Genomic DNA, 20,507 nt, shown 5'->3' on the forward strand with positions numbered 1-20,507 from the left:
CACCGGTTCGCTTGACGCTTTGCGCCACCCACCGGGTCGTCCGAGACCCCGACATGTATCTTCCTGCTCTCCCCCCCTCCTCCTGCGGCAATGACGCCGCCTCCCCGCTGCTGCTCAAGCGCGGCGAGCGTTTCCTGGCCCCCGACGTCTACCGCACCTGCCTGGATGGGCGCGAGGCCGTCATCAAGGACTACTCCCGCTACCGCGGCACCCCCGTTTCACTGATCGCGCGGCTGATGGTGCGCCGTGAAGCCCGCATGCTGCAGCGCCTGGGCGGCTGGAAGCATGCCCCCGCACTGCTCGGCACCCTGGGCGGCCTGGCGCTGGGCATGGAGTTCATTCCCGGCCAGACCCTCAGCACCGCGCAGGCCGTCGGCAACGACGTCTTCGAGCAGCTGCAGCACGCGCTCAGCCGCCTGCATGCCGCCGGCATCACCCACAACGACCTGCATGGCACCAACGTGGTGGTCAGTGGCGGCGTGCCGGTGCTGCTGGATTTCACCTCCGCCTGGCGCGTACCCCGCTGGCTGCGCTGCGGCCCGCTGAGCCGGCAGATGCGCCGCAGCGACATGAAGAACCTGCTGAAGATCCGCCAGCGCGTGACCGGCCAGGCGCCGAGTGCCGCGCAGGCCGCGCTGGTGGCCGACCCTGGTTGGGTAGCGGCTGTGCGGCAGGGCTGGAAGCGGTTCTACAAGTGGGCGAAGCGCCGGTAAATGCTTTGCTTTGGTAGGGGTCGAGCTTGCTCGACCGCTCCTCTGTAGAGCCGGCATCGGCTCGGCTCTACAACATCCCGCCGAACGGGTTACAACGCGTCCGCGTCCAGCTCACCGGTACGAATACGCACCACGCTGCCCAGGTCGTACACGAACACCTTGCCGTCGCCAATCTTGCCAGTGCCGGCGGCCTTCACGATGGCCTCAACCACGGCCTCAACCTGGTCATCGGTCACCGCCACTTCCAGCTTCACCTTCGGCAGGAAATCGACCACATACTCCGCGCCGCGGTACAGCTCGGTATGGCCCTTCTGGCGACCAAAGCCCTTCACTTCCGTCACCGTGATCCCGGTGACCCCACGCTCGGCCAGCGCTTCGCGCACGTCGTCGAGCTTGAACGGCTTGATCACCGCCATGACCATCTTCATCGTCTATCTCCTGTCTTCCGGCGTGGAGGATAGCGCCTGAACGCGGCCCGTGCGAAGCCGCTGCCGCCTGTCCGGGCGATGGGTGCCAGCAGTATCCTTGTGCCCGAATGGCCTGCCCGCGCCGGATGCACGGGCCCACCCCCACGGAGCACCCCATGATCGACCTGAACCAAATCGATGACCTCGCCCGTCGCCTCAGCGACCTGGTGCCGCCGGGCCTGCGCGAATCGCGCGAGGAACTGCAGGCCACCTTCAAGAGCGCGCTGCAGGCCGGCCTGGCCAAGCTCGACCTGGTCACCCGCGAGGAGTTCGAAGTGCAGCGCGCCGTGTTGCTGAAGACCCGCCAGAAGCTGGACGCGCTGGAAACCGCCGTGCGCGAGCTGGAAGGACGCGGCGCCGCAGAATGAAAAAAGGAGGCGCACCGCGCCTCCCGTTTACAGAGTATTTCCCGGATGGGGCCTTGCAGCAAGGCCCACCGGGCGCCCTAGACTCGCCGGCCTGTCAATCCGGCAGGACACGCAGGGGCAGTGCCGATGGCGCAGGACACCGAATGGACACCCGTTTCGCATGACACCTGCGACCAGGTCGTCGGGCCGTTCTACCACGGCACCCGCGCTGATCTGGCGGTGGGCGAACTGCTGAGCGCGGGCTTCCGCTCCAACTATCGCGATAGTGTGGTGATGAACCACATCTACTTCACCACGATTGCCAAGGGCGCCGGGCTGGCTGCGGAGATGGCCAAGGGTGAAGGGCGGCCGCGTGTGTATGTGGTGGCGCCGACCGGGCCGTTTGAAGACGATCCGAACGTGACCAACAAGAAGTTTCCCGGGAATCCGACGCGGTCGTATCGCAGTGCGCAGCCGTTGCGGGTGGTGGGGGAGATTACGGAGTGGGAAGCCTACGACGCGGAGTTCGTTCGGCAGTTGAGGGCGTTTGTTGCTTCGGGGAGTGGGGAGATCATCAATTGATGACCTGTTGGCGTTGGGCGTTGCGCGCTTCTTCATCGGCTTCATAGATGTCCAGCCCTAGCTCAATGCCGCGCTGACCAAGGGCGAGCAGCGCGCGGGGCGAAAGCGAGACACCACCGTTGCTGCTGCCCATGAAAAGACCGCAGAACAGATCAGGCCGGAAGCGTGCCAGAGACTGCCATACGGCGAGATCGCCGGTGAGCTGATCGAGGATTTCGAAGATCTGAGCGTCCAGATCTCCAGGCTCACGACGCTCCGCATCAAGTTGCCAGCTGCCAGTCCTGGCGATACGCACGGTGCCTGATTGGTTGCCTCTGAGTTCCTGGCCTTTGTGATGCGAAGCGGTTGGAGTCGCCCCGAGCAAGGCACTGACTTCTTCGGGCAGGAGGTCGTCCCCGAAGAATCGGAGGGTTACCAGGGAATGATCGAATGCGGCCATGGGAATCCAGTTGTCCTTTGGGAATTCCTTTCTTTCTGCATGCCTCTTGGATGTCAGCTAACTGCCAGAAGCGGACGTGCCCAGACTGCTGGCAGCCTACAAAGATGGCTCCGATTCAAAGTGCCGTCGACACAGACGAATTGTTAGCCGGTACGCCGAGGTATCCAGAGTAGCGTGGCTCCTAGGTACCGGCTGACAAATGACCTAAGTAGAAGGTGAACGCGCCTAGCGAAGAACGCATCATTTCCATCTGCCGAGAAGTTACGAATTCGTGCGAGTTCATCGCGATATGGACCGCCGCCTTGCTCCGATCCTTCCTGCTCCAAAATTTCCGCCAAGTAAGCAATCAGCCTCTCATTTGCGCGTGGCAAGCTCTCGTTCAGGCGCTCCTCGGATAGGTGTATCAGCACCTCTACGATGGGCCGCCTGTTCACTTTTTCCAATTCACTGTGGAGATAAAAGAAATTCGATTCAGGCGTGAAAGTGACATGGCGATGCTTCTTATGCTTAACATCGTGCACGTCTAGCCAAGCAATTCGATCCAGTAACTCTCCTGCATTGTAATGAGCCTGCAGCTCCTTTTTGCAAAGTGTGCTATTTGTCGCATAGAAGGTTGCATAGCCAGCTTTCGCGAGCTTCGCAAGGCTTTCCCATTGATGAAAATCGTCAATGTATTTTTTACTCTTACCCAGCGTACTATGCGGAATCTTGAACCGGTAGTATGGCTCATTCCAATGAGCCCATTGCGCTGCGCCCTGGCTAACTAGTTGATCCGAAAGCTTGTACTGAATGAACAGGTTGCACCCATCCTGATCAGGATGCCCGCCTCCAAACCATGGCACCACAAATGCAGTATCCCAGCCAAGATCGAACTCATCCCAAAGTGAAACAACGTGTGGCAACAGCCAAGCCCCGTGGTATTCCCAAGCATGCCGGACCAAGGCGCCATTCACAGCAGATTGCAGTTGCGACTCTGAAAAATTTGGATCGACCATGATTTCCCCATTGCTGGAAAATTATCTAATAGACGGCCCTATGGGTACGGTTATACAGCCTACCCAAGGCTCATATGAAAACCATCCTGTGACCCGGTTTCTAGTGCCTGAGCCACCGACGCGCCACGCGAATAATGAAACCGTGCCTCGAACAGCGCCAGCTTGTTCGAATCGTTAGACATGCGCGGCGGGCTCTATTGCCATGATCGCTTTCACCATCGCTACAGTGCACCATGTTCACGAGCCCATTCAATGGGCGCCGACCTGACGGGGATTATCGAATGGAACCCATCATGTAGGTTATTTGCTACTCGGCTCAACAAATCCAAGAGCCGGTGGGCGCTGGCCGATGACTCCCGAATTACTTGCTTCAGTTTCACGGACGCATCACCGCTTTCCCGAAGGTAAACTTCATCAACCTCACCGCCGTTGTGCTCAAAAACGTGGCGCCTATGGAACTGTAGCGCGATGAACTTGAGATCCTCTGACCTCAAATCACGACCGATGTCGATATCAAAGAACGAATTGAACATCGAAGCCGTTTCGTCAAAGTTATGAAACCTTCTACGAAGTCTGTCGAGCCTTCTGTTTGTCATGGGGACAAGGATTGCCAGCTGCTTCGCGTACTGACCCGCGAACGAGTCGAATGCGGAAACTGCACTTCGCACCGCATCTTCGGCACGACTGTTGGAATTTAATATTTCGCGAATTGCGGATACGGACTCACCCTTGAAAACTGCAAGATCATTGCGCGTTCCACATGACGAGCAATACGCGTAACGTCCAAGTACGTCATTGAATGATCGGCATGCGGCGCAATAAAACTGGTGCTGTTGACTCTGTTCGGATACGTAGAATGCTGGCTTTGGAGTATCCGCACCTACCGCATCAGCCACTGCATCCATGTCTATCTCAATGACGCCATCTTCATCTGAATCGAAAGCTTCGCTCATGCGGGCGCAGTACTGCCTGATGAAAGCGTTCTGCGCATCCGACAGGAAACTAATTGGCGGAGCTTCAAAACGGCAGTAGGGGCAGATCGCTGGCCACGGTCCGCTGCGCCAATATCCCTCACAGCGCGGGCAACGATGTCCAAACTGACCCGTGCTATCTGAGCAAATCATGACCAGCCAAGCACCTGGCACCGATGGCGGCGTAGTCGCTTCTCCTATTCCTGCAGCGTCAACTGGTTCAAGGGCGATGCCCTGCGGCAGGACATACAGTTGAATCAATGTTGCGGGGACCGCACGGCGATGGACATATCGAAGTTGGTAGGCCCTCCTTCCGGAATCGTGGTGAGTCATTACCCGAACTTCGATTCTTCCTCCAGAGTGTCCGATCTCCTGAAATTCAGCAGTCACGCGCACCTCCATCTGACCAGAGCTTTCCGATTATCTCTAGTATCGCGTCGTCGTCCACTCGATGCCAACGACCAATGCTCTGGGCTTGCCCTCAATTGCCACGTTAACGACCTTTGTCCGCTATGATTTTCCTTCCGGCCGTCCAACAAACGACTACCGTCTACGGATGTCTCCACCCACCACGCGCGCAGTGAAGTGATCCTGGTGCACTTGAACGTAGACCAGCTGGCGGCGAAAAGTTCTCATCTTGCTCCCAACTCCGCACGCTCAATCGTCGGCCAAGTGCATGCATACCCTTCCATCAATGCGCAGGCTGCGCCTTCAGCGCGCTTGAACCCCTTCGCAGCAGGTACAACGCAACCAGGAACGGCCACAGCGAGTTGATCGACGAGAACAGGCGCTGTGTCAGCCCCCTGAAGCCCTCCGGATCCGCTCCCACCACGTTCAACCAGAGATAGACGATGCCCGCGATGCTCACCAATGCGGTCACGGCGTACGCCCTTCGGTTTGCAGACCACGTGCTCAATTCGATATGCGACATCGCGGGTGCAATGATGTTTGCGATACCGATGGTGTAGAAGCCGTGCATCGGATGGCCCATGGGCCAGAGCCCGTTGGTCAGCATGGAGATACCAAAGATCATCCAGCAGATCGCACCCACGGCAATCCGTCGCCCGGACTCCCGCCACACCCCGATGGAAAACGCCACGAAGCTCACGCCGGAGCCGATGGCGGCAATCCTGGCGCAGATGCTTGCGAGCGTTGGCGCCTGCAGCAGCTCGCTGGCGTGCTGTGCAAGCGGGTTGTAGCCCGGTGCAAACACGGCGGCAACGCTGGTCCAGAACAGGAACCACGGAAGCGGGACCAGACCCGCAGACAGAAGAAGTCGATTGCGGCGTAACACGTACAGTGATCCTTGTATTGGCCTGCGCCAGTGGGTGGAATCCGTTCAAACGCTACAAGACCGTCCTGCTGCGGGCAGGGCAGCCCCGCGTGACTACAGCAGTAGTCAGATTGCGCGCGGCATTCGGTAGGTTCAATAGGCAAGAAGTCATTTAAACCATCCAGCGGGTGTCGCAGCGGTTCGGTTACATGAGCGATCACACATTGCCGTCGGCCCGATGCTGTCGCATTTGCCGCTCCCTGCATCTCTGGCGGAAGGTTCTGACGACTCCGTTCCAGAAGTGCCGTCCCGCCTAGCACGCCAAGGCTCTCGCCGCTTCCGGTGCTATGCGACAATGCCAAAAGCGTCTCGGGATTTGGCGGCATTGACCCCTACCCGTTGGCATTCCGAACAACAGCAGGTAATCGTTACTCCGCCACCGTCCATCGGTGGTCGGGACTCGAAAGCCCGTTTTGTTGGGAAGTAGTTTGCGCTTGCCAGCCGGCACCACCGCGCGTGGTGCCGGCTGGCAATCCGTCTGCCGGCTATGGCGGGCGGGGCGTGGGGGTCTTGTACCCGCCGGTTCCCAACATCCGGTTTTCGAGCCACGCTCTGCCCGCCACCTTTATCGGTGGCGGCTTCTGCCTGCATGCACGGAGCCCGCCATGACCACACCGCACTCCCCGCCCCCTCGCCCGATCCAGGAAGCGCCCTCGGCCGCTCCGGCCCCGGACCCCAACAGCCTCATCGCCATCCTGCACGCCATCGGCGCGGGCGCTGCGGCCGACGGCCAGCCCTGGCCCGAGCGGCACCATCTACGCAGCCGGCAAATGGCGTTGTCCGACGCCGACTGCGCACTCACCGGCCAGCGCATCGTGCAGGAGATCCTGCTGGCGGCCGAGCGCACGCGCCAGAACGGCGAGCCGGAGCAGTACGTGGGCGACCGGGTGATGGAGGGGTTGGTGATGGCCGATCTGGCGCTGACCGCCTTCATCCACGAGCGGATGCGACCCAAGGACTGAGCGCGCTTATGGCGCGGACCTTTCTGCCTGTGTGCAGGGTGACGAATGAAGATGCACGGCTTTGCCGCTGCGGTGGGGTGCATCGCGGTGATCGGCGCGATGTGGGTGGAGTGGCCCGAGCCAGCGGGCGATCAGGTGTGGGCCTACCAGAAGCTACGACCGGCCGATTACCGCCAGCTGCGCAGTGATGCGCTCGGCTTCGTTACCGCGAAGGCATACGAGGGCTTTGAACTGCACGCGCGTCATGCCGGAGCGACGTCCTTCGAGATCCGGTGCAAGGGCGTGCTGGTGATGGACGTGGAGAACGCGCCCTCGCGCGTGCTGATCCGCATGCCTGCCGATGCGCGATGGCGGGCGCCGGATATCGAACGCCTGCGCAGCAGCTTCGAGCGCTGGCTGGATCTGCACCAGAGCCAGGGGCGGTTGCTTGTGGAAAGCGCGGGGCCTTCGTGGATTGAGGCGCGGTTTGGGCGCTTCACTGGGTTGGTGCCTGATGAGCAGCGGTGTCTGCTTGGGGGCCCAGGCCACCACCAGGTCAACCCCAGCAACTACTTCAGCGCTGGAGTGCCATCGTAGGCCGACGCTTGCAGTGGGGTTGCGCCTGCACCGCAAGGGGCAGAGCAACCGGTCAGGGGCCGAACCCGAGTGCCATTGCAACCACTTTTCCGTCCCGGACGTAGAAGCATATGTTCGATCCGCCTTCCGAGAACCCGCAGGTTCGCTCGACCTTGAAGCCGCCCAGCGTTGCCTGCTCTGTTTCCCCCTGGCCATACCTGCGTGCTGTGCCGATGGCCTTGGACGCCGGGTCATCCATGGCAACACCTTTCAGCTTTACACCCCGCAAGCTCTCGGTTCTGCCTGCGGCGGGTTGCCCCGCGCTGATCGATGAAACGCGGATTTCATCGATGGTTCGGAACTCCGGGGCGACGTCAGGGTTGGAGGTCATCAGCACCTCCAAGCGGGTAGTGGGATCCAGGTATCTACGCCGTATCAGCACTGTCGTGTCCACGACCAGCTCAACTTAATCCGGCTTTCGCTCTTCACTTGAGAAAACGCCATTGCCTCTCTCGAGAAAGAACACCGACTCCGGAATAGTGCTATTGCCGAAGTTCCTGACTCTAACGCCGATCACCCCCCTTTTTCTATCGAAGTAGAAGGAGTTGGCGTGGACGCCATCCCTTTCCACATCCACCTTTAGAACTTCGCGATCATCGGCCAGCATGGGAATGGAGAGGGCCTCTACCACGGCGAAGGTAAACGCGCCCTCTTTGTACCTGTCACCAACCTTCCCTCCTATGGGCACCTTGTAGAGCGCCATGAAGTCAATCTTGAGACAGTCCGACGAACCACCAGCCTGGCAGGGCTCGAGCTTGCCGAACTCGCTGCCATAACCAAAAAGGCCCTTCCCGGGAAGTATGGTCAATCTGGAATCCACGCCGTTTGTCGAGTACCGCATATCTGGCGCGTAGTTTATGTATAGGGCATCATCCGCCCTGGAATGGATACTCACCACCATACTGGCCAACGCAACTGCAGCAGCTAGTATTCTCAGCTTCATCATCGCCGCCCTCTCGGTCCTGTCCTTATACACCGCGGCGCGTACAGCACCTCCAAATCCATCCATTGCGCTTTGGGGGAGGAATGGCGCCATCCATGCGTCGGCCAGTAGGTTCCATGAGCTGCTGCGTGGGGAACACCTGCGTAGCCGGAGGCCGCCACGGAGATGACGCACGCAACTAAAGAGTCGTATCGAATATCGCACGGGATCTCCTGGGCACTGACGGCGGAGGACACTGCGTCGCGTTGTGGGTCTGCCTGGCGCCGTAGATGGGCACGGGGCCGGCCAGCGCCGATTCTGCCACGGTATTGGGGCGAGTCCATGGCGTTGACTGGGCGCCACACGCCCTGCCTGCGAGCCCATCCGTATTTCTGTCTGTTCGCCCGATGCTCGATCATCAAGGGCGGCGCCAAGGTCATGGGCGGTCTGTACTGACGGAAACCGAGCCGTCCTCCCGCAGGCGGACGTTTACATATGCGTCTGGCGGAGGTATCCGGTCGATCGACGCTCCTGCGGGGAGAATGTCCCAACTGGTGATCGGGCCGCAAACTGTCCTATGAACCAATCGGCGACCATCCAACCCTCGCTTGGCAAGCTCGGCCACAACTACTTCAGGAGGCTGGCGGTCGAAGCCCTTGTAGGCTGTGCACGTCTCTCCCGTCTGGCCAATGGGATACGTTGAACTCTCCACCTCATCCCGGCACCCCGGCAGGCCCATGACGAGCGAGAGGGCCATCAGTACTCGAATGCACTGCATTTCAGCTCGCTCCTTTTCTTTACTGCCCTGTTGTAAGCCTTGTCTGACGCAAGACCTTCGAAACCGCCATCACAGCGCCGCGCTGCACAGGTCAACTGCCCTTGATGCGAATGCTGCACCCTTTGCAGGCAGGGATATCCCGAGACGCATTGCCGGCAAATCCCGATAGTCCCACACAGATTACCTGTCGCACCATCAAGCGACTCTCTGCAGGAAACCACACATGAGCCTGGCGCTGGTCCACAGCCGTGCCCGCGCCGGGGTCGATGCCCCGTTGGTGCGGGTGGAGGTGCATCTCTCTGGCGGCCTGCCTGCCACCCAGATTGTCGGACTGGCCGAGACCAGCGTGCGCGAATCACGTGAGCGCGTGCGTGCCGCCCTGCTCTGCGCGCGCTTCGACTTCCCGCAGCGGCGCATCACGTTGAACCTCGCGCCCGCCGACCTGCCCAAGGAAGGTGGGCGCTACGACCTGGCGATTGCACTGGGCATTCTGGCGGCCAGCGGCCAGGTCGATCCGCAGTCGCTGCTGCAGTACGAATTCCTGGGCGAGTTGGGCCTGACCGGAGAACTGCGCCCGGTGGCTGGCGCGCTGCCGGCGGCGATTGCGGCGGCCGACGCCGGGCGCATCCTGGTGGTGCCGCCGGGCAATGCCGCCGAGGCTGCGTTGGCCGAGCATGCCGATGTGCGGGTAGCGCGTACGTTGCTGGAGTGCTGCGCCGGGTTGGGGAACCCACGCTTGCTGCCGCCAGTAGAGCGTGTGGACACGACGCCGTTGCCATTGCCGGATCTGGCCGACGTGCGCGGACAGGCGCATGCACGGCGCGCGTTGGAGGTCGCCGCTGCGGGTGGACACCACCTATTACTGATCGGTAGCCCTGGTTGCGGCAAGACGCTGTTGGCGTCACGCCTGCCCAGCCTGCTGCCGGACACCGAGGAAGCCGAGGCGTTACAGCTGGCCGCGATTGCCTCGGTGAGTGGTGAAGGGCTGGACCCACGGCGCTGGCGGCAACGGCCTTTCCGATCCCCACATCACAGTGCCAGTGCGGCGGCGCTGGTGGGTGGCGGCAATCCTCCCTGCCCCGGCGAAATCTCGCTGGCTCATCACGGTGTCCTTTTCCTCGATGAGCGCGGTGTTTAGCGCTGATAGCGGCGTTGTCACAGAATTAACTAACCCTTATGTATCAATAGGATAGGCGCGCATATTTAGGTCCCCGGGCCATGCCAAGTGTCAATGTGATCGAGTGCTTCTCGGGTTACAGCTTCCGAGCCATCTCCCCAAAGATGGAGAGCGCCCTACGGTCCGAGCAATCGACACTATCCGACGCGGATCTTAGAAAACTTGAGTGTTACCTCCAAATTACTCGGCGCCGCTTTCACGAGGGTGATTCTCGATCGCGTCAAGTCGCGGCGATTCGAGGATTCATCTATGCGCTTTTTCACGAAGAGTTTTTCCCAAACTCATCACCTTGGGCAATCGCTCGTCGCGCGGTTCAGACCTTCGGCGTTATTTATCCCGAGGAAGATTGGCCTAAATTCCCATGCACAGCTTTTAGGAATCGTTGGCCATCTTCGTTCGCAGATCAGGTGTCGGCATTTGGAGACACATCGTTCGACAAGGAACGACTGGACTTCTGGCGGGGTTGGTCATGCACGAATAAGCAAGGGCAGAAGGTGAATTTGCGCCTACACCAGTTCTCGGAGCACTTTGGCAACTCCCGGGCACTTGAGCTTCTAGGCGCCGCAGCAACTTGGCTACGCGGAAGGAGGGCTACAAGAGCACCACTCGTCCAAGAGTTTGCAGCTTACGCCGTCCGAACCTATCCAGAAACTGATTTCAGCCGTCCATTGGACGTCTCGCGCCTAATCAGTGGGTTCTTTGAAGACTTCTTGAGAGGCGCAGCGTCAAAGGCGTACGACTTAACAAGCGCTGTCAGTCGCTGGAATTCGTTCAGAAGCATTCTCGTCGATCATCTGCTCGGGCTAAGCTGGGCAGCGCCCTCCAAGGCCGTACCATACCCGAGCGCCCCCCGCCAAGCCCCCGAATATTCAAAGATAGTCACGCTCAAAGACGGCAGTGAAGTTAAGAATTCTCTTCTTACCCCCGTACCTCTTGACCTTTCGAGTAGCCAAGCAAGCGAGCTCATTTTCAAGTCAATCAAGAACGACGTGCGGTTAGTGGAGCAGTGGGCCACGGAAGAAACACGACAGTCTTGGGAACGTGCACGGCAACGAAAGATGCTTGCGAAGCAGGGAACTCCCCATAGCGCGGGCCAGCTTGGCGTGACAACTGGAATGAAAAAACGCCGTCAAAGGCCTCATCCAGAGTATCTCATGCACGCCGCTGCGACATTTGAAGACGAGGGCCTATCCGACCCTGCCCTGGCATACGTCAAATATCCTACACCGGGATGGCTTACGGCTTGGGAGCTCGGGATACCCAGTGACGTACTGCTCTTTGCCCACGCTTCGCTACTTATTATCGACCACCCTGAAATTACGTCGTCGCCCCTTTCCCAAATAGAGCTCTACAACAAGGACGGTCAAATGACGGGGCTCGTAGAAATCGACGGGCGACACTACTTGACCCTCTACAAGAACCGCAAAGGTCCGGATCAAGCGGAACAGCGAATCCTCCTCACCGCGCGGTGTGTTGAGGTGGTGCATCGCCTTATCGAATTGACTACTCCACTGAGAGATCATCTTAGAAGAACCGGCGACGTCAAGTGGAGGCTCCTGTTTCTCTACATCAAGTCGATGGGATCCCTGCCTCGGAGTTGGACTCCAGCTGGCTCAGCCAACTATCGCGCTCCGATCCTTGCCACGAGAATGCAGATAATCACGGGCATAGACGAGGAAAAATCCACCCAACTTGGATGGCGCTTCACCCTAACTCGTTTGCGCGCTTCAGTCGGAGTACTGGTACTGATTAATAGCCGGTCTACTGAGGAGATGGCAAAGGCGCTGGGGCATGCAGAGTACAGGCCAGAGCTGCTGTCACGCTACATTCCGCTGCCACTACAGCAATACCTTTCCGAAAGCCTGGTTCTCAGGTTTCAAACCAGTATGGTCTGTCGCGCCTTACAAGACTCGCCACATCTCCTTGAAGCATCCGGCTTTGCGTCGATGGATGAGCTCGATCAATTCCTTAGCGAATATGCCCTTCAGCAAGTTCCGGCACATCTGCTTCCCCTGGAGAGCAGGCATGACATCCAGACGCCAGACAAAGTCGTATTCGGCGTTAGTTTGGGCGTTCTTCAAGTGCTCTGGAGCCTGGTGATCGCTGTATCCACCGACGAAGAGAGCGCATGTGGACGTGCTATCCGGTGGGCCCACATCGGCCGCCAGCTATTCAACCATCTCGAGAGTCAGAAGGAACAGCCCGAGTACCGGAGAATTGCGGCCGAGGCGAAAGCACGTGCGAACCCTGGCTTAGTTCGGAGCATTCTCAATGGCTAGGTCGAAAGCACGTCTTGCAGAAGACGTAGAAGCCATCCTCGCACCGTTCACTTCAGATCTGAAGGGTAGATACAGGAAGGCATCATGGCTTACCTCGCAATTTGACGATGAAGTGTGGACCACTACTGTCTTGGGCGCAGTAGTTATCGACTGGCGGGTGCGCCTTAACGATGGAAGTCTCCTTACTTCGCCCAAGAATACCGAGCTTCTCGAGATATTCAAGTCGTTCGCCATACTTCAAACTCATCCGGATACGAACGGTGGGCGCCTCGTATCTTCCCGCACTCAAAGCAACCAGCTGGCCAGAGCCATCCATTGCATCGACTATTTCTTGGTGCGATCAGCAGAGTTCGACTTGGCTGCCCACGGCCTGCGGGGAGTTACGAGCGACATGCTGAAGGGCGTTCTGAAGGAAATTTGTAGCGACAGGAACGTCGCAATCGGAGTTTACAGATGGCCCCGTCGGCTATCGGAGCTTGTAAGGTCCAACATTTCCAACATCGACCCAACGCAGGCTCCCCCCCCAGATGGGAGCGATGCGATCGCCGACCATCGCTTGACCGACCTTTCCGACTCCGAGATTGCCCGCGCAAGGCAATGGCTACAACGTGCGTCGCTGTACACCTACAAGCCTGGAGTGTATCGACACACGGTCAATCGAAGGGCCATCGCGCTGCTGCTCTACGCGGATACACTGGCTGGGCAGCGAACCCATCTCCCGCTACCGCATGAGCTATGCATCGATGGCTCCCCGCTCGGTGACTGCGAACTCCCCAGGGCAAAGGTCGTCAGTGGTAGTAACGGCCGCATGAGAGCTCGCCTCGCCCGCCGGTATGCAAACACTCTTGGCGGCTTCGGCTTGCTAAGTGACGAGGGAATGGCATGCCCCCCTGTATTCGCTGACGAGATGATCTCCGCGATTGAAGAGTTCGCGCTGCAGTCAGACGGCCGATTCAAGACCCCGCCGTTCTCGGTCATGATGATAGCGCTGCGCGAAGCCGTCGAGTTCGTGGTCAAATTTGGCGACCCCATCGTAGACACCTTCCTCGAGGCGGCGCTGGAAGCTAAAGCCAAGGGTCAAACGATCGCCGCAGTTCTAGAAGAACCCGCCTGGTTCGATCGCACGATTGGAGCCGAAGATTCGATCTCCTTTAAAGGCTGGCGCATCCTCCACGGAAGATATGCAAATAGGCGGGATTACTATCGTGAACTCCGCTCGAGCCCCGGCCTTCTTGAATGTCTCACCCTATTGCAAGGCGCAACAGAAGTGGTTGTGGGCGCACTCAGTGCACGGCGAGAAGGTGAGATCCGGAGCGTAACCCACTGCGATCCACTCGACCAAACAGAAACCCGGCTAGTATTCAAGCAGGGCAAGACAGGCAGTGGAGACTACCGAACCACAGCCTCAAGGCCGCTTGCACCTATCGGGGTCAGGTGCATAAAGCTAATTAGACGCCTTCAGAGTGGCGTGTCCCAAATTTTCCCACAGGTAGAGTCATCAGGCCTCCCTCTCTTTGCCAGGCTAAGAGACCGAGAGCCAATTGGCTTCACCCGCCTAACATCGCCAAGCTATCGCAGAGCCATTGATCTGTTCTTCGATTGGATTCAAATCCCTTGCGATGAGACAGGTGCTCGATACTACATTCGTCAGCACCAGTTCCGCAGGTTCTTTGCGATGTTGTTTTTCTACGGCGACGGTTTCAGCAGCATTGACACGCTCAGATGGTACCTTGGCCATACGGACGCAAAGCATCTCTGGCACTACATCACTGAGTCAGTCCCGGGGTCCGTGCTGAGGTCCGTGGCTGCCGGATTCGCAACGTACCAGGTACGACATGGTACGACTGAGGCCGAAGGGCTGGCTGAAATCCTAAAGAAGGAACTTGGTGTTAGTGAGTTCTCGGTGATCGACGACGAGACTCTTTCCGCATACGTGAATCACCTCATCGAAGACGGGCTGGTCCAGGTAGAGCCACAGTTCTTGGACAATGGGAACAGATACAGGATCGCGATCATTGTTCGCGGCACGCCAGGGCTGAAATCGTAAAGAGGCAGGTATGAACAGACGATCTCTCCGCTCTCGCAACTCCATTCTGGCTTTGAGGAAAGTTCTTGACCGCGCGTTGATCGAGCCGGCAGAGCTTAGCCCGGAGTTGAGAAGAGCTTTGCAAACACAGTCACTTTTGGCTGCGTACCGTAGTGATGACGAGGGCATCGTGGCAATGTCATTGAACCATCAAAAGAAGATAGCCAACGATGCATTTGGCTCTTATGAGGTACTCGATTCCCTGCGGCGGCGCGTCCTGGAAAGGACCCAGCCAATGGACAAGAGTCAGCAACGACACTCGAGCGCCACTCGGGAGAGTCAGAGGGAACGGATCTTGGCGCTCGAGGCTATGGTGAAGGCACTCAGCCAAGACCTCTTCATTCTACAAAGGGCGTTTGATCTCCGCTGCCTTCAAGCCAGGGCCTATGCCACCAAGGCTGGCGACGCGGAGCTTCGACAGTGCGATACGCACCAGCGGGAGTTAGAGGCCAGTTTCCGCCTCAGAACCTTGAGCCTTCCTTCCGACAAGGTCGTTCCATTACGAGGGAGGCGCTGACAGTGCGCACGGTCATAGATGGTCAGCTACATTCTCTCACCGAGGAGAACTTTAGGGTTCCTCACTTCGTCGACCACTACGGAGTGCTTCATACCCGCAACGGGGGGAACATTCCGCTTCTATACTGGCCGGGCGGCCACTGGTGCCATTACGGGAACGCTTTCGTGCGCCACCTGATGGAGAAAGGCCAGTCAAGACGGAACAGAGGAGGGACACTTGCGGTCACGGCGTCCAACATCTCGCATCTAATCAGGTACTGCTGGAAGGAGCGGATTGACCTAATCGAGCTCGATGACAATCACTTCAGGGTGTTCATTGACGGCCTCTGTCGAGAACCGCACGCCTCCCGCAAAGGACAACTCGCCCGAAACTCCAGTACCGTGATCGCGATTGGTAGAAGCTGCCTGCAGTTTCTTTCCTACATTGCGGACGCTAGAGGAGATGTGGATTTCATCGGGCAGAACGGCAGAATTCGAGCCACATTGCCAAAAGCAGAGCACAAAAAGCGCAACAGCAGCTTGGAGCGACGGAGTAATCACGCGGCATCCGAGAGCTCTACATGGACCCATGCCTCACTTCCCCTTCCTACTGCCAAGCGCAGGCGCTTGCCCATCAGCAGCCGAAACATCGAGCTTCTCCGGGACGCTGCCTCTCGCATCAGCACCACGGCGCATCAACGCATGCGTCGGCAGGTGATGCTCACGCTACTGGAGACCACTCTGGGGAGGCGCAGTGAGATCAATGAGATAACGCCAAAGTCGATAATTGACGCCCTGCAGATGGATGTACCGATGATTGAACTTCCGACACTAAAGCGGCGCGGGCAATTTACTCGTCAAATTCCTATGCCCAGAAGCGATCTGGAATTCATCGCGCAGTACATCACGTTCTACCGCAGTAGCGTCACGCGACGACGTCCCAGCAATACTGGCAAGAACGGTGGCCTCCTGCTGAATGATCGTACAGGCGAGCCTATCAAGGCTGACACAATAACCGGCGAGATCCGTCTGCTGCGGGAGGCGGCGGGTATAAGTGAGCAGGCATGTGCCCATATGTTTAGGCATCGCGGGATCACCAAATTCCTCGTGGCGCTTATCGAGCAGTATGAGCCTAAGAGTGCAGATGACTTCAGGCGGCTGCTCGTTGACATAGAGGCGCTCAAGCTGAAGACGATAGAGTTCACCGGTCACGCCGACATCTCAAGCCTCGATCCATACATCAACTTGGCCTTTGATGAGGTCACCAACTTCAAAAAGAGCTATGACCTAGTGAAGGCAAGCTGTGCCATCGACTCGTTCAGGAACTCTATCAAGGTACAGCTTTTGGAGCTTGCGCATGGCGCTTCGGCTGAACGGACAGCCGAGGCCATGGAGTCATTGGCCAGTGCTTTACTCAGGGACCTTGGCCCAGCCCAGTCCGAATAGGTGGGCCTACCCCATGTCCGCAGACTACTCTCGCCTGTCGAGCGGAGGCACAGCGTCCGCTACTGAGGTCCTAGTGCGCTAAGAACTTGAGCGGCGTGATGACCGTTGTAAGACCAAAGCCCCCCTGATGGCGAGCCACCGATTTCCAATCTGGCGCCCATTGCCGTATCGGGCCATTATGCGCTCGTGATCGCCAGTTAAACGCTACGGGACGGAGAAGTCCGCTCACGGGATGGCTGCCCCTTCTTCCCTCCGCACTCGCACTTGGCCACCAAAGGATTGCCATGCCGATCGAACGCGTCGTCATCAACAATTTCAAGTCACTTCGCCACCTAGACTTGACCTTAAACGCACACATGAATTTGGTGGTGGGCGACAACGAGGTAGGCAAATCCACGCTACTGGAAGCTATCCACGCAGTGGTGACGGGACAGTTGCATGGCCGAAACCTGACCTATGAGCTCACGCCCTATCTGTTCCACCAACCCACGGTACGGGAATATTTCGCTGCAGTCGACGCTGGCACGCACGGGTCACCGCCGCGGATTTCCATCGAAGCTTATTTAGGGAACGATCCCAGGCTCGCCTCGCTGCGCGGCACCAACAATTCGTTGGGCCTAGACAGCGCGGGCATTCGGCTGCTGGTCGAGCTGAATGATGACTATCGTGATGAGTTCAATGCCTACCTAAGGCAGCACCAAGGAGTGGCGAGCCTGCCGGTCGAGTACTACACGGTACGTTGGTATTCCTTCGCCAACAATGGCGTCACCGCGCGTACCATCCCGTTTGATTCGACCATCATCGACACCCACGGCATCAGGACGCTGTCCGGAGCCGATCGCTACATCGCCGGCATCATCGAACAGGCGCTGACGCCAGCGCAGCGCGTCTCGCTGTCGCTGAGTTTCCGTCGCATGCGGCAGAGCTTCTCCGAGGAAGCCGATGTAGCCGCTGTCAATGCCTACCTCACCGAGCACACAGGGGACATCAGCCACCGGGCATTGACGGTGGGCGTGGACACATCGCCGCGCTCGACATGGGAAACCAGCCTGTCACCGTACCTGGATGAGCTTCCCTTCACCCAGGCGGGCAAGGGCGAACAAAGCGCGGTCAAGATGAAGTTGGCCATGCATGCTGCAGGCGCGGCGCACGTTCTGCTGATCGAGGAGCCGGAGAACCACCTCTCCTTCTCCAGTATGACCCAGCTGATCGACAAGATTGCAGCGCTCTCGGCGGCCCAGCAGGTGGTCATAGCAACCCACAGCAGCTTCGTTCTGAACAAGCTTGGCGTGGACAACGTGATCCTGTTCAGCGCCCAAGGCCAGATGAAACTAGATCAGCTACCGCCCGATACGCACGACTATTTCATGAAGCTGCCAGGCCATGACACGCTGCGGCTGATCTTGGCCAAGCAGGCGATCCTGGTGGAAGGCCCATCCGATGAGCTGATCGTACAGCGCGCCTACCGCGACCACCACGGCGTGCCGGCACTGGCCCACGGGGTGGACATCATTTCGGTCAAGTCGCTGGCGTTCAAGCGCTTTTTGCAGATCGCCGAGCGTCTGCACATTCAGGCAAGAGTGATCACCGATAACGATGGCGATATCGCCGTGGTGCAAGAGCGCTATGCCGACTATCCCAACGCCATCTACTACGACTCAGACGAAAGCGCGCCATCCCTGGAAGAGCAGTTGATAAAAGCCAACTCGCTGGCTGTCCTCAACACCGTGCTGGGCAAGACATTTGCCGACGGGGTGGCGTTGCTCAAGTACATGAAAGGTCATAAAACCGACACGGCCTTGGCGATCTTTAACAGCCCTCACTCGATCAGGTTCCCGGACTATGTCCAGCGTGCTATCGCCTAACCGGGTGCTGCTTTCGGCCGCCGGCTCCGGCAAGACCACCTTGCTGGTCCGCCAGGCCCTAGAGCGACCGCTGCGCCGCATCGGCATCGTTACCTACACGCTGGAGAACCTCGAAGAGATCCGGCGTTCGTTCGAGTTCCACGCCGGCGCTGTGCCCGCGCACGTCACATTGCACAGTTGGTACGGCTTTCTGCTACGCGAGTGCATTCGGCCGTATCAGGCCGCCCTTTGCCGCGAGCCACGGATCGAATCGATCCTGTTCGTCGAAGGACGGACCAACAACCGGGCGCCGCGCTCGCAGGTCGCCCGGCACTATCTCGCCGGCAATCGGATGTACTCCGATAGGGCAGCCGACTTTGCCGTTCGCTGCGACGAGTCGACTCAGGGTCAGGTCATCGCGCGCCTGGCGGACATGTACGACGAGGTGTACGTTGATGAAGTGCAGGACTTGGCTGGCTACGATCTGGACCTGATCGAACGGCTGTTGAAAAGCTCCATTGCCGTCACGCTGGTCGGCGATACGCGCCAGGCGACGTATGCGACCAACTACGCACCTCGCCACAGCCAGTTCCGCGGGCCGAACCTTGCGACTTTGTTCCAGCTTTGGGAATCTGAAGGTTTGTGCCAGATCGATCACCGCCTTACGAGTTTGCGCTGCGTGCAGGCGCTGTGTGATCTTGCCGACGCGCTCTACCCACAGATGCCTCGGACCCACTCAGGCAATGACCAAGCGACAGGTCATGATGGCATCTACCTCGTCGCGCCAGAGCATGTGACCGCTTACATGCAGGAGTTTTCGCCGACCGTGCTTCGGCATGATCGACGACAAGCGTGCGAAGGACTTCTCGCGGTGAACTTCGGCCAGTCCAAAGGCCGCACCTATAGTCGAGTCCTCATCTTTCCAAATGGGCCGTTAACACAGTACCTGCGCACGGGAGATGCCTCCCGTATCACCGCACCCCCCAAATACTACGTGGCCTTTACCCGGGCACGGCAGAGCCTGGCATTTGTGTATGCCGGGACGTGTGCGCTGCTGGGTCACCGGCTCTATGTACCCACAGACCCTGATGGGCGGAACTGAGTCGGCTTGGTAGCCAGGAACGCTTGCGGCGTTCCATTTGCATCCTACAAGGATCGTTGTAGAATGCCCGCATGAACGATGATTCCGCCGTGCTAGCGCTCTCTGCGCTTGCTCAGTCTGACCGCTTGGCCGCATTCAGGATGCTGGTTCGGGCTGGCCCCGAAGGCATGCCGTCCGGCGAAATTGCCGAGGCTCTCGCGATCGCACCGCCGCGCATGAGCTTCCACCTCGCGGCTTTGGAGCGTGCGGGATTGCTGCGCTCGTGGCGCGACGGACGGCGTGTTCTGTACGCCGCGAGCTACGAGCACATGCGACAGCTTCTAGCGTTTCTCACTGAGGACTGCTGCGCCGGGACACCGGAGATCTGCGGTGACCTCTTCACACTTGGCAACCCGTGTACTTCGGAGACCTGCCCATGAGCCCTCCTCAACCCTTCAACGTCCTGTTCCTGTGCACCGGCAATTCCGCCCGGTCTATCCTGGCCGAGAGCGTCCTGCGCAAGCTTGGCGATGGCCGCTTCAACGCGCACTCGGCCGGCAGCCATCCCAAGGGTGAGGTTCACCCGCTTGCGATCGAGACGCTGCGTCAGGCCGGCTATCCAGTCGAGGGCTTGCGCTCCAAGGCGTGGGATGAGTTCGGCGTGCCGGATGCCCCGCGCATGGATTTCGTGTTCACCGTCTGCGACCAAGCCGCCGGCGAGACCTGCCCGTTCTGGCCGGGACAGCCGGTTACCGCGCACTGGGGCATCGAGGACCCTAGCCACGAAACGCGCGGCGACAAGTGGCAGCGCGCCGCCTTCCGGCAGGCGCTGGTGTACATGGAGAACCGTATCAAGGCGTTCGTGGCGCTACCGATCCACACGCTGTCGAAGGCGACCTTGACAGCGCAGATAGGCGACATCGGGCAGTTCGAGGGCACCACGTCGCCCCGACCCGGCGTGGCTTGAGGGAATCA

Annotated in this window: 19 protein-coding genes and 1 pseudogene; 13 read left to right on the forward strand and 7 right to left on the reverse strand. The window is 59.1% G+C overall.

Annotated elements, in window-relative coordinates; translation table 11 throughout:
- Positions 1–53 precede the first annotated feature (53 nt).
- Entirely contained in the window at positions 54–713 is a 660-nt protein-coding gene (locus tag EGM71_RS19250; protein WP_188486447.1) for an RIO1 family regulatory kinase/ATPase, read from the forward strand.
- An 89-nt stretch (positions 714–802) separates the two neighbouring features.
- Here EGM71_RS19250 and EGM71_RS19255 read toward each other — a convergent pair whose 3' ends face one another.
- The gene (locus EGM71_RS19255) at positions 803–1,141 is read right to left on the reverse strand and encodes a P-II family nitrogen regulator (protein WP_005411374.1); all 339 of its coding nucleotides are present in this window, start codon (positions 1,139–1,141) and stop codon (positions 803–805) included.
- A gap of 155 nt (positions 1,142–1,296) precedes the next feature.
- Here EGM71_RS19255 and ubiK point away from each other — a divergent pair, with 155 nt between their 5' ends.
- Together ubiK and arr are read left to right on the forward strand one after the other, a co-directional pair.
- The gene (ubiK, locus tag EGM71_RS19260; RefSeq protein WP_005419983.1) at positions 1,297–1,548 is read left to right on the forward strand and encodes a ubiquinone biosynthesis accessory factor UbiK; all 252 of its coding nucleotides are present in this window, start codon (positions 1,297–1,299) and stop codon (positions 1,546–1,548) included.
- 126 nt (positions 1,549–1,674) lie between these two features.
- Positions 1,675–2,109 (forward strand): NAD(+)--rifampin ADP-ribosyltransferase, encoded by a 435-nt coding sequence (gene arr, locus EGM71_RS19265; RefSeq protein WP_188486448.1) that lies wholly within the window; start codon positions 1,675–1,677, stop codon positions 2,107–2,109.
- On the opposite strand, the gene EGM71_RS19270 is transcribed toward arr, so the two are convergent.
- From EGM71_RS19270 to EGM71_RS19285, 4 genes are all read right to left on the reverse strand, one after another.
- Entirely contained in the window at positions 2,102–2,548 is a 447-nt protein-coding gene (locus tag EGM71_RS19270; RefSeq protein ID WP_188486450.1) for a DUF4279 domain-containing protein, read from the reverse strand. The two genes, arr and EGM71_RS19270, sit on opposite strands and share 8 nt — an antisense overlap.
- 143 nt (positions 2,549–2,691) lie before the next feature.
- The gene (locus EGM71_RS19275; RefSeq protein ID WP_188486452.1) at positions 2,692–3,543 is read right to left on the reverse strand and encodes a hypothetical protein; all 852 of its coding nucleotides are present in this window, start codon (positions 3,541–3,543) and stop codon (positions 2,692–2,694) included.
- Positions 3,544–3,764: 221 nt separating this feature from the next.
- On the reverse strand, positions 3,765–4,904 hold the full coding sequence (locus EGM71_RS19280; RefSeq protein ID WP_188486454.1) for a hypothetical protein: 1,140 nt from the start codon (positions 4,902–4,904) through the stop codon (positions 3,765–3,767).
- Positions 4,905–5,205: 301 nt separating this feature from the next.
- On the reverse strand, positions 5,206–5,808 hold the full coding sequence (locus EGM71_RS19285) for a DUF998 domain-containing protein (RefSeq protein ID WP_188486456.1): 603 nt from the start codon (positions 5,806–5,808) through the stop codon (positions 5,206–5,208).
- Positions 5,809–6,452: 644 nt separating this feature from the next.
- Here EGM71_RS19285 and EGM71_RS19290 point away from each other — a divergent pair.
- Both EGM71_RS19290 and EGM71_RS19295 read left to right on the forward strand, forming a co-directional pair.
- Complete coding sequence (locus tag EGM71_RS19290; RefSeq protein WP_121504212.1) at positions 6,453–6,809, forward strand: hypothetical protein; 357 nt, start codon at positions 6,453–6,455, stop codon at positions 6,807–6,809.
- Between the two features lie 45 nt (positions 6,810–6,854).
- Positions 6,855–7,385, forward strand: coding sequence for a cold-shock protein (locus EGM71_RS19295; RefSeq protein WP_188486458.1), 531 nt, complete (start codon positions 6,855–6,857; stop codon positions 7,383–7,385).
- 52 nt (positions 7,386–7,437) lie between these two features.
- On the opposite strand, the gene EGM71_RS19300 is transcribed toward EGM71_RS19295, so the two are convergent.
- Both EGM71_RS19300 and EGM71_RS19305 read right to left on the reverse strand, forming a co-directional pair.
- A complete protein-coding gene (locus EGM71_RS19300) occupies positions 7,438–7,755 on the reverse strand; it encodes a hypothetical protein (protein ID WP_188486460.1) in 318 nt (105 codons plus the stop codon).
- Positions 7,756–7,830: 75 nt separating this feature from the next.
- On the reverse strand, positions 7,831–8,460 hold the full coding sequence (locus EGM71_RS19305; protein ID WP_188486462.1) for a hypothetical protein: 630 nt from the start codon (positions 8,458–8,460) through the stop codon (positions 7,831–7,833).
- A gap of 887 nt (positions 8,461–9,347) precedes the next feature.
- Here EGM71_RS19305 and EGM71_RS19310 point away from each other — a divergent pair.
- From EGM71_RS19310 to EGM71_RS19345, 8 genes and pseudogenes are all read left to right on the forward strand, one after another.
- Positions 9,348–10,250: pseudogene (locus EGM71_RS19310) on the forward strand (YifB family Mg chelatase-like AAA ATPase); the annotation flags it as partial.
- Between the two features lie 92 nt (positions 10,251–10,342).
- A complete protein-coding gene (locus tag EGM71_RS19315) occupies positions 10,343–12,580 on the forward strand; it encodes a hypothetical protein (RefSeq protein ID WP_188486464.1) in 2,238 nt (745 codons plus the stop codon).
- Positions 12,573–14,627, forward strand: coding sequence for a hypothetical protein (locus EGM71_RS19320; RefSeq protein ID WP_188486465.1), 2,055 nt, complete (start codon positions 12,573–12,575; stop codon positions 14,625–14,627). Before EGM71_RS19315 ends, EGM71_RS19320 begins: the two co-directional genes overlap by 8 nt.
- Before the next feature lie 720 nt (positions 14,628–15,347).
- Positions 15,348–16,607, forward strand: a complete 1,260-nt coding sequence (locus tag EGM71_RS19325) for a site-specific integrase (RefSeq protein ID WP_188486467.1) — start codon at positions 15,348–15,350, stop codon at positions 16,605–16,607.
- Positions 16,608–16,891: 284 nt separating this feature from the next.
- Positions 16,892–18,472 carry an ATP-dependent nuclease gene (locus EGM71_RS19330; RefSeq protein WP_188486469.1) on the forward strand — a complete coding sequence of 527 codons (1,581 nt, stop codon included), beginning with the start codon at positions 16,892–16,894 and terminating at the stop codon, positions 18,470–18,472.
- Positions 18,450–19,553, forward strand: coding sequence for a UvrD-helicase domain-containing protein (locus tag EGM71_RS19335; protein ID WP_188486471.1), 1,104 nt, complete (start codon positions 18,450–18,452; stop codon positions 19,551–19,553). Before EGM71_RS19330 ends, EGM71_RS19335 begins: the two co-directional genes overlap by 23 nt.
- A gap of 71 nt (positions 19,554–19,624) precedes the next feature.
- Positions 19,625–19,972 carry an ArsR/SmtB family transcription factor gene (locus EGM71_RS19340; protein ID WP_188486473.1) on the forward strand — a complete coding sequence of 116 codons (348 nt, stop codon included), beginning with the start codon at positions 19,625–19,627 and terminating at the stop codon, positions 19,970–19,972.
- Positions 19,969–20,499 (forward strand): arsenate reductase ArsC, encoded by a 531-nt coding sequence (locus tag EGM71_RS19345; RefSeq protein WP_188486475.1) that lies wholly within the window; start codon positions 19,969–19,971, stop codon positions 20,497–20,499. The genes EGM71_RS19340 and EGM71_RS19345 overlap by 4 nt, the downstream gene beginning before the upstream one ends.
- Positions 20,500–20,507: the final 8 nt, after the last annotated feature.

Origin of the sequence: Stenotrophomonas maltophilia (assembly GCF_006970445.1) — a bacterium.
In the GTDB taxonomy this organism is placed as follows: Bacteria; Pseudomonadota; Gammaproteobacteria; order Xanthomonadales; family Xanthomonadaceae; genus Stenotrophomonas; species Stenotrophomonas maltophilia_AU.

Bases quoted from the DNA above. Each gene is read 5' to 3' on its own strand.
- EGM71_RS19250 (WP_188486447.1), top strand. From the start codon at position 54: ATGTATCTTCCTGCTCTCCCCCCCTCCTCCTGCGGCAATGACGCCGCC.
- EGM71_RS19255 (WP_005411374.1), bottom strand. From the start codon at position 1,141: ATGAAGATGGTCATGGCGGTGATCAAGCCGTTCAAGCTCGACGACGTG.
- ubiK (WP_005419983.1), top strand. From the start codon at position 1,297: ATGATCGACCTGAACCAAATCGATGACCTCGCCCGTCGCCTCAGCGAC.
- arr (WP_188486448.1), top strand. From the start codon at position 1,675: ATGGCGCAGGACACCGAATGGACACCCGTTTCGCATGACACCTGCGAC.
- EGM71_RS19270 (WP_188486450.1), bottom strand. From the start codon at position 2,548: ATGGCCGCATTCGATCATTCCCTGGTAACCCTCCGATTCTTCGGGGAC.
- EGM71_RS19275 (WP_188486452.1), bottom strand. From the start codon at position 3,543: ATGGTCGATCCAAATTTTTCAGAGTCGCAACTGCAATCTGCTGTGAAT.
- EGM71_RS19290 (WP_121504212.1), top strand. From the start codon at position 6,453: ATGACCACACCGCACTCCCCGCCCCCTCGCCCGATCCAGGAAGCGCCC.
- EGM71_RS19295 (WP_188486458.1), top strand. From the start codon at position 6,855: ATGAAGATGCACGGCTTTGCCGCTGCGGTGGGGTGCATCGCGGTGATC.
- EGM71_RS19300 (WP_188486460.1), bottom strand. From the start codon at position 7,755: ATGACCTCCAACCCTGACGTCGCCCCGGAGTTCCGAACCATCGATGAA.
- EGM71_RS19305 (WP_188486462.1), bottom strand. From the start codon at position 8,460: ATGGCGCCATTCCTCCCCCAAAGCGCAATGGATGGATTTGGAGGTGCT.
- EGM71_RS19315 (WP_188486464.1), top strand. From the start codon at position 10,343: ATGCCAAGTGTCAATGTGATCGAGTGCTTCTCGGGTTACAGCTTCCGA.
- EGM71_RS19320 (WP_188486465.1), top strand. From the start codon at position 12,573: ATGGCTAGGTCGAAAGCACGTCTTGCAGAAGACGTAGAAGCCATCCTC.
- EGM71_RS19330 (WP_188486469.1), top strand. From the start codon at position 16,892: ATGCCGATCGAACGCGTCGTCATCAACAATTTCAAGTCACTTCGCCAC.
- EGM71_RS19335 (WP_188486471.1), top strand. From the start codon at position 18,450: ATGTCCAGCGTGCTATCGCCTAACCGGGTGCTGCTTTCGGCCGCCGGC.
- EGM71_RS19340 (WP_188486473.1), top strand. From the start codon at position 19,625: ATGAACGATGATTCCGCCGTGCTAGCGCTCTCTGCGCTTGCTCAGTCT.
- EGM71_RS19345 (WP_188486475.1), top strand. From the start codon at position 19,969: ATGAGCCCTCCTCAACCCTTCAACGTCCTGTTCCTGTGCACCGGCAAT.